This is a genomic window from Streptomyces sp. NPDC001868 (assembly GCF_040297125.1).
In the GTDB taxonomy this organism is placed as follows: Bacteria; Actinomycetota; Actinomycetes; order Streptomycetales; family Streptomycetaceae; genus Streptomyces.
In genome coordinates this window covers 1-12,005 of sequence record NZ_JBEOYO010000101.1, presented here as the reverse complement: position 1 = coordinate 12,005, position 12,005 = coordinate 1, and the positions used below count along the sequence as shown (strand labels likewise).

The 12,005-nt window shown below is 66.9% G+C and carries 5 protein-coding genes; 2 read left to right on the top strand and 3 right to left on the bottom strand.

The genetic code is table 11. From position 1 onward, the window contains the following. Positions 1 to 1,407: 1,407 nt before the first annotated feature. On the bottom strand, positions 1,408 to 2,286 hold the full coding sequence (locus ABT147_RS46075; protein WP_351418293.1) for a hypothetical protein: 879 nt from the start codon (positions 2,284 to 2,286) through the stop codon (positions 1,408 to 1,410). 286 nt (positions 2,287 to 2,572) lie between these two features. On the opposite strand from ABT147_RS46075, the gene ABT147_RS46070 reads away from it, so the two are divergent. Next, positions 2,573 to 3,100: a hypothetical protein gene (locus ABT147_RS46070; RefSeq protein ID WP_351418291.1), complete on the top strand. Its 528-nt coding sequence runs from the start codon at positions 2,573 to 2,575 to the stop codon at positions 3,098 to 3,100. 219 nt (positions 3,101 to 3,319) lie between these two features. Here the strand turns inward: ABT147_RS46070 and ABT147_RS46065 are convergent, their stop codons facing one another. Further along, complete coding sequence (locus tag ABT147_RS46065; protein ID WP_351418288.1) at positions 3,320 to 4,147, bottom strand: glycoside hydrolase domain-containing protein; 828 nt, start codon at positions 4,145 to 4,147, stop codon at positions 3,320 to 3,322. 726 nt (positions 4,148 to 4,873) lie between these two features. On the opposite strand from ABT147_RS46065, the gene ABT147_RS46060 reads away from it, so the two are divergent. Beyond that, a complete protein-coding gene (locus ABT147_RS46060; protein ID WP_351418286.1) occupies positions 4,874 to 11,044 on the top strand; it encodes an RHS repeat-associated core domain-containing protein in 6,171 nt (2,056 codons plus the stop codon). A 383-nt stretch (positions 11,045 to 11,427) separates the two neighbouring features. On the opposite strand, the gene ABT147_RS46055 is transcribed toward ABT147_RS46060, so the two are convergent. Next, on the bottom strand, positions 11,428 to 11,883 hold the full coding sequence (locus ABT147_RS46055) for a hypothetical protein (RefSeq protein WP_351418283.1): 456 nt from the start codon (positions 11,881 to 11,883) through the stop codon (positions 11,428 to 11,430). Positions 11,884 to 12,005: the final 122 nt, after the last annotated feature.

Below are 12,005 nucleotides of genomic sequence, written 5' to 3'. Positions count from 1 at the left end.
AGGCCCCGCTCCAGTCCTTCGGCTCCGGCTCACTCTCACAGGTGGTAAGTCACACCGCCTCCCGGCCGGGGACCGGCATGGTCGGTGCCGTTCACCACGGTCCCGGATCTCAACGAGCGGCCGGAAGATGTCGTGTTGAGCAGGCGGGACACGGGCCCGCCGACGGCCGCATGGAGAGTGCTGCCACGAGGCGGGATGCCCGTGTCAGGTGGACCCGCCAAGTTACCCCCACAGGCGCGGGGGTCGTCCTGCAGGCGCGGACTGGGGCAATGCCCCGGCGCAGTGCGATGTTGCGGTCGAACATCCGACATACGGCACCGCCACACAGCTCCCAGGTGATAGCGGGCCATGAGACCTCGCAGGTCAGCGATCTGACCCGCCCGGAGCGGCCTCGGCAAACCTGGCGGGGATGTACCGAGAGCCGAGACAACCGCAGATGAAGCAGCGTGAGACACCGCGAGAAGCCGCAGGTCACGGCCTCGGCGTATGCAGCGAAGCGCGAGACCCTACACGCGTGCATCGAGACCGCAAGGGCGGCTACCGGTAGTTCGTTAAATGGCCTACGCAGCGGAGGTGGCTCGCCGAGCGGCGTGCACATCGTCTGGTCGGGTGAGCGGTCGGTGTGCCGATGGTGCATCACCACGCTCGTAGGCGCACCCCGTGCCAGGCTCGAACGTCGTGTCGAGTTCACAGCGGAGGCGGTAATGCCTAGCACACCGGAGACCCGCGGGGCTTCCGAACTGCGTACGGGGACCGCCCTGCGGGCCTGCGTACTCCTGGCCCTTGGGACCGTGATGACCGGCTGCGGGGGCGGCGGCAGCGCGCCCGAGGCGTCCCCGACGCGTCCACCCCAGGTGGCTGGAGCCGCGACCCTGTTTCCAGGCGAGGAAACCGGCCAGGACAGCGACCCGCAGGTCGACTTTCCGCGGGCGGACCCAGGCGAGTCGACCGAGGTTGAGGTCACCGTCGCCAACACCACGAGCGAACCGATGGAGGTGGAGGCGGTAGAAGTAACGGGTGAAGGGACGTCCGCTGGCGCGAGCATCAGCCGTAATGAGTGCGACCGGCCCGTTCCTCCAGGGGAGTCATGCAAGTTCAAGATGCTTATTCCCGCCGGTGCCGCCGACAAAGGTATCGAGATTGAGCTCAAGACGGACCGGGGAGACGTGACCGCTGACGTGTCACCTCGCGAGCCCGGCCCGGATACGACGAGCCCCGGTGAGGACACTTGGACGAGTGAGCCGGATTCGCCGACGCCGCGCCTCCCGGACGGGGATGGAACGACAGGTCCGGCCCCGGACACGGCTCCGGACACGGCTCCGGACACGATCCCCGATCCGGATCCGGACACGGCTCCCGAAGAGGTGTCGCCGGTCATCCCTACCTGACCGGCGGCACTAGTTCGGCTCACCTCTTGCCGCGGACCTCTACGCGAATGGTGTTGTCATCTTGGAGAAGTAGGGTGATGTCCCCATCGGCCAGACGCTGCCTGGGCACGAGGTAGTACCGTGTGCTCGTCTTCGCCAGAACTCGGAATCCGATGCACCTGTACCGATAGGGCAAGTAGGCGGCGCCCCGATCCTCGCAGCGGACGGTGGGGGCCGATGGGAAGATCGGCTGACGTGAGTGAACCAGGACGCGCGTCATGCCGCTAAAGTTTCGCATCACGTCCTCGTGAGCCTCCGACGTCCCCGCTCCGTGTGCGTAGCGGGCCATGGCGAAGAACGCGATCAGCGCCGTCGCGGAGACGAGTAGTCCTTCCGTGACGCCCCAGAGGCGGCTCCCGCGAAGGTGCGGAGCGCGGCCCAGATGCACGGCGAACAGCAGCAGAAGCCCGCCCACGGCCACGAGAAAGGCGGGGAGCAGGGCCCGTAGCCAGCCGATAGGCAGAAGCACCACCATGCCGCGCAGCCACCAGGCAGGCTCCAGGAGGACGGGGAAGCTGAGCAACAGCAAGACGACTCCCACCGCGGCGAGCGCCCGACTCACCGGGCCTCGCCGTGCCGCCGCTGAAAGCCGTCGCTCCATTGGCCGGAAGGCAATCACGCCGACGATTCCCAGAGTGAGCAGTACCCACAGGGGGAGGAAGATGGCCGCCGGGCTGCCGAGCAAATAGTCCTGGGGGGTGAATTCCAACTCACTGACGCGGAGACCGAAGTAGGAATAGTACGCGCTGCGGTACGTGTGGCCGGCGTAGTACAGGAGCGCGAAGACGACCGATCCCGGTGTAACGATGTAGGCGGCCTTCTCGAAGAAGGACTTCTCCGTAGTATCCGATGCCGTCACCCGTTGTCGCCTCGCTTTCTCCCGGCAGGCTGACAACCTAATTTCTTGGCTCTGCCGTCCTGAGATCGCGACACGCGACACGCGGTTCCAGGAACGGACCGGTACCGCAACTTCACTCTCCCGCCGCGCCCTGGGCTGGGAGCAAGAACTTTCTGCGACGTCATGCAAGGCATCCGGGCTTGAGCGGCAGGAGGCGGTGGCGCCGCACCTGTGTCTGCGGGTGCGGCAGCCTGGCGTGCCTGTGTCTCGGGTGGTCGGTGGGGGTTCGAACAGGGGCCTGGTTCGGGTGAGTCGGCCGGTGCGGCTGGTGTGGGCGCGTCTGGAGCGTCCCGCGGCACGCCGCCTGGTGGAGGCTGCCGCCCGCTCCGAGCTGGTCACGGTGAGCGGGTTCGTCGGCCGGACCGACGGACCGCAGGTCCTCGCTGACCGGCTCGCCCGGCGTCTGGCCGATCAGCTGCGCCTCGGTGGTCCGATCAAGGACCCGGTCGGCCGGCTGATCGGAAAGGGCCTGCCCCAGCGGCAGGAGTGCGGCGACCGCACCTTGCTCAACTCCGGCCGGGACTGCCCGCAGTGCGAAGAGCGGCAGGCCAGCAGCCGTGCCCAGCGGCACTCGGTGGCGGCCGCCGTCGAAACCGCGATGCCGTGCGCCTCTGAGACGGACCGCTGTAGGGCGGTCGACCGGCAGCTGCACGAGGCCGTGACCGCCCAGGCGTGGGCCCGCGAGCACCGGTGGGAGCAGCAACGCGCCCGGCAGGCCGAAGCCGCCAAACGCCGCGCCGCCACCACGGCCGGCCGCACACCCTGCCCTCGATGAGCCGACCACGCCCCGTGTGGGTCGACCGACGCATCCTCCAGGCGGGCCAGCTCTGCCTCCCGGAACTCATCAGCGTTGGGGGAGTGTGGTCCTGGGAGCCTCTGGAAGGAGCGCTGTACCGTGGCCTCATCCCTGCCAGGCTTCCGTCCCGCCACCGCTGAACTCACCTTCGAGGCGAGCAACGGATTACAGGGCGGTGGATGCGGTGGGACCCGGTTGTCATCCGACGAGGGCTACTGGGGCGTCCCAGGCGTTGCGGTCGACGGTGATCGTATGGCCGCCGCGCGTCTCTTTGCTGTTGACCATGTACTGGTGGCCGCGGCTGTGGTTGGTGAACAGCTTGGGGTCCCACGGCCAGTCCGCGGTGGTGGTGTTCTGTTTGTCCCACAGCGCGTACCAGAGGTTGCCGGGCAGGTCCGTCTTGTCCGTGGCGGTGGCGACGGCTTTGGCGCTGGAGCTGCTGAAGCCGTAGTAGCCGGCGCGGTAGGTCTTGGCGCGTAGCGTCTTGGTGAAGGAGCGGACGTACGTCAGCACGGCGTCGTTGCATGCCTTGTTGGTGATGTCGTACGGCTCCATGTCGAGGTAGATCGGGCTGCCGGCCTTTATGCCGAGCGCCGCGGCCTTGGACACGGCGTCGTTGGCGTTGCTCGCGCCGAGGGAGGCTGCTGTGGAGGCGGTGAACTTCTCCGGGTTCGCGCTTGTCTGGCAGGGTGGCTGGGCGCCGACGTAGAGCGGGATGAGCTTCCAGCCGAGGGAATTGACCGACTTCACCCACGATGCGGTGAGGTTGGGCTGGGCGCAGCCGCGGTTCTTGCCCCCCATGTACACCGCGATGGCGCCGTAGAAGCCGGTGTTCCAGGCCTTCATCGCCGCGAGTGACGGTGCCGTGCAGGCGTCGAAGGCCCGGCCCGTGTACGTCTTCTGCGCCGGCCAGGCCGGAGCCGCGATCGAGGTCTGTGCCGTGATTCCGGCACCGGCGACGACAGCAGCGCCTGCCGTCGTCCATGCGATGTAGCGGCCCTTCTTGGACAACCGGTGTCTGGACATCCCCACCCCATTCAGATCGTGGCTTGCGACCGCGGCTGGTGCTTGCACAAAGGGCAACGCGTGCCGCGCACACCATCGTTAGGGGTGACTACAGCACTCGGTACTGCTGAGGCGGTGCGCTATGGCTCCCGTGCTGGGAGCGCGTCGCACCCTACCCGACCCCGACATCATGATCGAACGTGTGCGTCAATCCCGATGTGAGCGTCATTGAAGTCGGCCGAATTCTGGGTGCCGACACTGAGGACCTGGCGCCGCCGGGCGCTGTTGTCCTGTGAAATTTGAGGGCATTCATCCAAACCCGGCGCTGCGGCCCGGCCCGTGAGGACCTCACCCTGGAGACCGTGCTGTGGGACGCCGGATCGCCCCGGCCTTCTGCCTCCGCTGCTGAGTCGCGCAGACGTCGGCGTCCTGTTGGCGAGCGCAGTCGCGGCGGTTGGCTGTCTGGTTGTTTTGTGGGGTGTGGGTTTCTGTATTTGTGATGGGTTGTCATGTGATCAAGGTCATGGGTGGGGTTGGGGGGTGGGGTGTCCTGTGAAGTCCCTTTGGTGATCTTGGTGTTGTTGTGTCCCGGGCTACTTTGCGGATTGATCACTGGTTCTTTACATCGTGAGTAGACGGGGACATTTGGTGAGATCTGAGGAGCTGCCCTCTGCCGAGGAGCGAGGGTGGGTGTGGCATGAGGACAGCAGGAGTCTGCGCTGGATAGCGGGGGGTCTTGCGGTTCTGATGTCGGTGACGCTGATGGAGGGCGTGGCCGTGGCGGCGCCCGGTGAGCGGGCTGGCCAGGCGCCGAAGTCGAAGGTGAAGGCGCCGTCGGTTGCGGCGGACATCGCGTCGGCGAAGGTCGCGGCCCGTTTGTCGGGCAAGCGGGTGGAGGCGTTGTCGGAGCGTACCGAGACGTCCAGGACGTGGGTGAACAGCAACGGCAGTCTGACGACGGAGCTGTCGGCCGGGCCGGTGCGGTTCGAGCGGGACGGTAAGTGGGTTGATGTCGATGTGAGTCTGCGGGAGTCGGGGGACGGGGTGGCGCCGGTGGCGCATCCCGACCGGCTGCGGCTGGCCGGCGGGAGCGGTGTGCCGGCGTCGTCGCTGAAGGCGGCTCAGCGGGCGAAGGCTGTCGACCTGGTGACGCTGGGCGAGGGCGGTGAGCAGATCACGCTGCAGTGGAAGGGCGGGCTGCCCGAGCCGAGGCTGGAGGGCACGCGTGCGGAGTATCCCGAGGCGGTGCCGGGTGCGGACGTGGTGGTGGAGGCGACCCGGACCGGTTTCGAGCAGTTCGTCGAGATCAAACGGCGGCCGGCGGCCGGCGGCTACTCGTACACGCTGCCGTTGAAGGCCAAGGGGCTGAAGGCGAAGCAACTGGCGGACGGCAGTGTGCTGTTCACCAACGGCAAGAACAAGAAACGGGCTGTCATGCCCGCGCCAGTGATGTGGGACGCGGCCGTCGACAAGCGTTCGGGTGAGCACGTCAACCGGGCCAGGGTCGCGATGAAGGTCGTCAAGACCAGGGGCGGCGTGGATCTGGTCATCACCCCGGACGCGAAGTTCCTCGCGGATCCCAAGACGCAGTACCCGGTGACGGTCGACCCCTCGACGTCGTCGCTGTCGAACGTCTTCGACACCTACGTCCAGCAGGGCGAGACGGTCGATCTGTCCACGGACACCGAGCTGGATTTCGGCAACCCGGGCACGACGAACTCCGACGGCACGCCGCGCACCGCGCAGTCGTTCATCAGCTGGAACTCGACGCCGATCGCTGACGCTCTGGTCTCCAGCGCGAAGCTGTCGTTGTGGAACTTCCACTCCGGCAACAACACCGACTGCTCGGCCCAGTCGTGGGAGGTGTGGTCCTCTCCTGCGGCCTCGACGGCGAGCCGGTGGACGAACCGGCCGACGATGACGGCGAAGAAGGCCACGTCCACCGAGACGCGCGGCAATCCGTCCTGCACCTCGGCGCCTGACGGATGGATCAACGCGGATGTGACAACGTTGGCCCAGGAGTGGGCGTCGGCGAAGGCGACCCGCGGGCACATGGGCCTGCGGGCGACGAGCGAGTCGGTTGTGGCGCAGTGGAAGCGGGTCAACTCCGCCAACGCGGCCTCGAATCCGCCGAAGCTGGTGGTGAACTACAACTTCCGGCCCAAGACCGGCACCAAGCAGGAGGCCGGCCCGCCGTTCTTCTCCTACAGCGGCGCTTACACGGTCAACACGGCCACGCCGACGCTGCGCGACACGTTCGTCGACGCCGACGGCGACAAGGTCAACGGCACCTTCCAGATCTACGACAACGCCACCAACACGCAGGTCGGCGATGTCATCGTCTCCAAGTACGTGGCGTCGGGCTCTCCTGCTTCGGTGACCGTGCCGGCCGGCGTGCTGAGCAACGGCAAGACCTACAAGTTCCGCACCTCGCCGTTCGACGGCACGCACTACAACGTGGGCTGGTCGGGGTGGAAGACCTTCACGGTCGACACGTCCGCCCCGTCCGCCCCGACGCAGATCACCTCGACGGACTACCCCAGTGGCCAGTGGGTCAAGGGCGCGGGCCAGGCCGGCACGTTCACGGTCACCCCGCCGGCCGCGGACCACAACTGGCTGGAGTGGTCGCTGGACGGAGTGACCTGGACGAAGGTCGCCACCGGCGGGTCGGCCGCGGCGAAGGGCATCTCCGTCACCCCGGCGAAGAACGGCACACACACTCTGCAGGTGCGTTCCGTCGACAAGGCGGACAACAAATCCGAGGCGAAGGAGTACGTCTTCCACGCCGGTCCGGGCGGGTTCGTGCAGCCTGCCGAGGGCGAGCGCACCGCACGCAGGCTGCCGCTGGTCGCCGAGGCCGACGCGGCCAAGTACGACAAGGTGTCCTTCTCCTGGCGCCGTTCGGAAGCGGACGACTGGACCCCGATCCCGGCCGGTGACGTCACCTCGGGCGGCAGCGCGCTGAGCGCCTGGCCGGTGCCGCTGACAGGCGGCAAGAACGCGGCGCTGGTATGGAACGCCACCACCACCGTCAGCCCGGACGGCACCATCCAGATCAAGGCCGACTTCACCGGCCCGAACTCCGCCTCGTCCAGCACCGCACCGCTGGCGGTGGTCGTGGACCGAGGTGCCGACGGCGCCGCGGCCAGCGAGGTGGGCCCGGGATCGGTGAACCTGCTTACCGGTGACTACACGCTGTCGCAGACCGACGCGTCGTTCTTCGGCATGAACGTGACCCGCTCGGCGTCGTCCCGCACGCCTGACCAGGGAGCCAAGCAGGAGGGACAGGCCGCGATCTTCGGCAAGGAGTGGGTGGCCGGCACCGTCGCGGAGGACACCGAATCCGACTACAGCCACCTGCGCAAGGTCTCCGCCACCGCGGTCGACGTGGTCCTCGCCGAGGGCGACAGCCTCCACTTCACCGCCAACGCCGCGAAGAACGGCTGGATACCCGAGCCGGGCGCGGAGGACCTCACCCTCAAGAGCAGCGCGAACGACACGTTCACGCTGTCCGACACCGAGGGCACGGTCACCACCTTCGCCAAGCCCGCTCCGGCCGCCACCACCTGGCAGGTCTCCACCACCCTGCTGGACGGCCTGACGAACTCCACCACCAAGGTGATCTCCGAGACCGTGGAGGTGGACGGCAAGACGCTGGCCAGGCCCAAGCGGATCATCGCGCCGACCTCGGCTGCGACCACGGCTGCCTGCGAGGCCGACCCGGCGACCAAGGGCTGCCGGGTGCTGGAGTTCGTCTACGCCACGGCCACCACGGCCACCGGCACCGACACCGACGCGCAGTTCGGTGACTTCACCGGCCAGGTCAAGCAGATCAAGCTGTGGGCCACCGGGCCCGGAGCGTCTGCCGCGACCGCGACCGCCGTGGCCAGCTACCGCTACGACTCCTCCGGGCGGCTGCGCCAGTCCTTCGATCCCCGTCTGGGGCAGCAGACCGAGACCCAGTACGCCTACTCCGAGGGCCGCGTCACCTGGCTCGAGCCGGCCGGTGAACTGCCCTGGACCTTCACCTACGGCAATGCAGGCAGCGGCACGGCCGCCGGCGACGGCATGCTGCTGCAGGTCTCCCGGCCCACGCTGAAGCAGGGCACGGCCGACACCGTTGAGGGCGAGGCGGCCACCAGCATCGTCTACGGTGTCCCGCTGACCGGCAGCAAGGCACCCCACACCATGGGGGCCTCGGACATCGCCGCCTGGGGCCAGCTCGACGGCCCGGCGGACGCCACCGCCGTCTTCCCTGCGGACTCGGTGCCCGCTTCCCACGACGGCGAGGCCCTGGCCGCGGCCGACTACCCGCGCGCCACCGTGCACTACCTCAACGCCTCCGGCCGAGAGGTCAACACCGCCACTCCGGGCAAGTACATCACCACCACCGAGTACGACCGGTTCGGCAACACCGTGCGTCAACTGACCGCCGGTAACCGCAAGCTGGCACTCGGCAGCACGGCAGACGACAAGGGCGTCCTGACCGACTTGGGCATCATCTCCCAGTCCTCGGGCGAACGCGCTCACCTGCTGTCGACCACCTCGCTGTTCAACACCACCGGCACCCGGGAGCTGGAGGAGTTCGGGCCGATCCACCGGGTCGACCTCAGCGAGGACCTCAAGGACGGCTCCACCGTCCTGGTCCAGGCCGGCACCTCCGTGCCCGCACGGACCTGGACAGTCAAGGAGTACGACGAGGGACGCCCCACCGACGGCACCGCCACTGTCAAGGACCAGGTCACCCTGGAAATCACCGGTGCCCGGGTCCGCGACTACTACTCCGTCATGGGCGAAAAGCGCGTCAACGAGACCCAGTACGACTGGGCCAAGGGCCTGCCCACCCTCACAATCCAGGACTCCGGCGGCCTGAACCTGTCCACCGCGACCGACTACGACGCGCAAGGACGGGTGACCGCACAGTCCCTGCCCGGCTCCAGCGGAGATGACGCCGCGACCAGGATCACCGAGTACTGGACGGCCACCGGGACCGGATCGTGCCAGGGCCGCCCCGAATGGGCCGACCAGCCCTGCTGGACCGGCCCGGCCGGCGCCATCACCGGCGGCGGCTCCAACCCGGCCAACCTGCCCGATGCCACCACCGAATACGGCTACTTCGGCCAGACCACCAAGGTCACCGAGACCGCCGGCAGCCAGACCCGCACCACCACCAGCACCCACGACGCCGCCGGCCGTCCGCTGAAGACAACCATTACCGGAACCCTCGGCCAGGCCGTCCCCGAGACGACCAACGAGTACGACCCGGCAACCGGACAGATCACCAAGGTGACGTCCACCACCGGCGGCACCATCACCAGCAGCTACGACAAGCTCGGCCGTCTCATCTCCTACACCGACGCCGACGCGGGCAAGACCAGCACCGAGTACGACAAGCTCGACCGCCCGGTCAAGGTCACCGACACCGCCCCCTCGACCGTCACCTACACCTACAACCACACAGCCGAACCACGTGGCCTGGTCACCAAGACCAGCGACTCCGTCGCCGGTGACTTCTCTGCCACCTACGACGCGGACGGCTCGATCGCCGCCGAGACACTCCCCGGCGGCTACACCCTGACCGTCACCGAAGACACCACCGGCGCCACCACGTCCCGGGCCTACACCCGCGACAGCGACGCCACCAACGTCTACACCGACACCGTCACCGAGAACGTCCACGGCCAGGCCACCAGCCACCAGGGCTGGTCAGCCCAGAAGTACACCTACGACAAGGCCGGCCGCCTCACAAACGTCGACGACACCGTCGGCGAGGCCTGCACCCGCCGCGCCTACACCTTCGACAAGCGCACCAACCGCACCGCGCTGGCCACCGCCACCGCCGAGTCCGGCAGCGCCTGCACCTCCACCGGAGCCGCCACCACCAGCCACACCTACGACAGCGCCGACCGCCTCGTCGACTCCGGCTACACCTACGACGCGTTCGGCCGCACCACCGCCCTGCCGGGCAGCACCCTCAGCTACTACACCAACGACCTCGCCTACCAGCAGACCTCGGGCGGCAAGCGCCAGACCTGGCAACTCGACGCCGCCCTGCGGTTCCGCTCCTTCAAGGTCGAAACCGGCAGCGGCACCACCTGGACCCAGACCGCCGCCAAGCTCAACCACTACGACGGCGCCAGCGACAACCCCCGCTGGATCATCGAGGACACCGCCACCGGCACCCTGACCCGCAACGTCGAGTCCGCCTCCGGCGACCTTGCCGCCACCACGAGCAAGACCGGCGACACCACCCTGCAGCTGAGCACCATCCACGGCGACGTCGCCCTCCAGCTCCCGCTGGACACCAGCCAGGCCCCCACCGCCCTGGACAGCGACGAATACGGCAACCGCCGCACCGGACAGCCAGCCACCCGCTACAACTGGCTCGGCGCCAAACAGCGCTCCACCGAGACCCTCACCGGCCTCACCCTCATGGGCGTCCGCCTCTACAACCCCACCACCGGACGCTTCCTGTCCATCGACCCCGTCTACGGCGGCGGCGCCAACGCCTACGCCTACCCCGGCGACCCCATCAACCAATACGACCTCGACGGACGACGCTGGTACAACCCGGTTTCCTGGGTGAGGAAGTGGCGGAACGTGCGACGTCGGCACGCGAGTGCTGACATGCTCCACTCGGCCGCGATGTTCGGGTTGTACGTATCTCCCGGCTCGTGGGGCCACCGAGCGGTCAAAACGACACGCAGACTCAGTAGGTGCCGTAGCTTGCGAGGCTTCGGGCGATGCGCCTGGAACGCAACTATTGTCGCTGGCGTGGCTGACACTTATTGGTACGGCAGAAACACGTATCGTCATGCCAGACGTTTCGCGTGGAACGGAATGGCCCATATCTACAACCGGTCGACTCCGCGCTGGTATCCCAAGTACAGCATTCGCCCATGGCGTGGTCGCTTCTAGCGCAATGAAAAACTGGAGATGCATTCTTTCGGTGGTAGGCTGCTGGCTCTTCATTGCAGTGGCTGCACTCGACAATCCGTCCGACGGCGAAGTTGCGAATGCCATACAGTGGGCGATTCTTATAGTTTTCACCGCAGCGATAGCCTGTACGGCAAGCCGAATGGTATTCGCTCGATATCGAAATCGAAAAGATTGCCCGACGGAAGACCGTTGTAAATGAGGGCGGGGGCGCAGGGCAGGATCCAGCGGCCTCCCATTACTGGCAGGTCGTAGCATCTGTCCAGAAATAGAAAAGTTGTGGAGCTGGCCGAAGCCGACTCCACAACTTTTCATATTGCGCGAAATTTGGACGTCCAAGTCGGCGAACATGCTCGCCCAGCTTGTTAGTCTGTGGCGATCACACTCACGGCACCGCTCAGATGCGCCTGGGCCACTATCCGACTCACCTCTTGTTCAGGAATGTCGAGCCGCACTATGTTCTCGTTCTCGATGGTCGAGAATATAACCTTCTTGTTTCTGTATCCTTCGCAGCCGATCACCCTCGGCGCCAGGAGCGAGAAGGTTCTGATTCCTTCGTCTGTGGTGAGGTCGAGAGGGACTCCCATGAACCGCTCGGGCTTCCTTGCGAACCGGGACCAAAACCCACGTTGAGGCTGAGACTCACTGGCGCGCACGATCCGTGCACGGAATTCCTCGAACTCTTTCTTTGCGTCTGGTTCTTCGATCTCGAAGTCGGCATAGAGATCGATGGTGACCGATGCCTCTATCTCTCGAAGGTGGGTTCCCAGATGATGGAGGAAAAGTCCTAGGTCTTCTGCGGAACCAGCAGATACCTTCACGGCTTCATGTACCCTTTCCGGGCTAGTGCTGTGGCGGGGGGGGGGGGGGGGGCGCGCCCCCCCCGCACGCAACTAAAAAAAACAGGGGGGGGTAATAAAAGAAAAGGAAGGACAACGTAAAA

Excerpts from the sequence above, each read along its gene's own strand:
- ABT147_RS46065 (WP_351418288.1), bottom strand. The coding sequence starts at position 4,147 with ATGTCCAGACACCGGTTGTCCAAGAAGGGCCGCTACATCGCATGGACG.
- ABT147_RS46060 (WP_351418286.1), top strand. The coding sequence starts at position 4,874 with ATGTCGGTGACGCTGATGGAGGGCGTGGCCGTGGCGGCGCCCGGTGAG.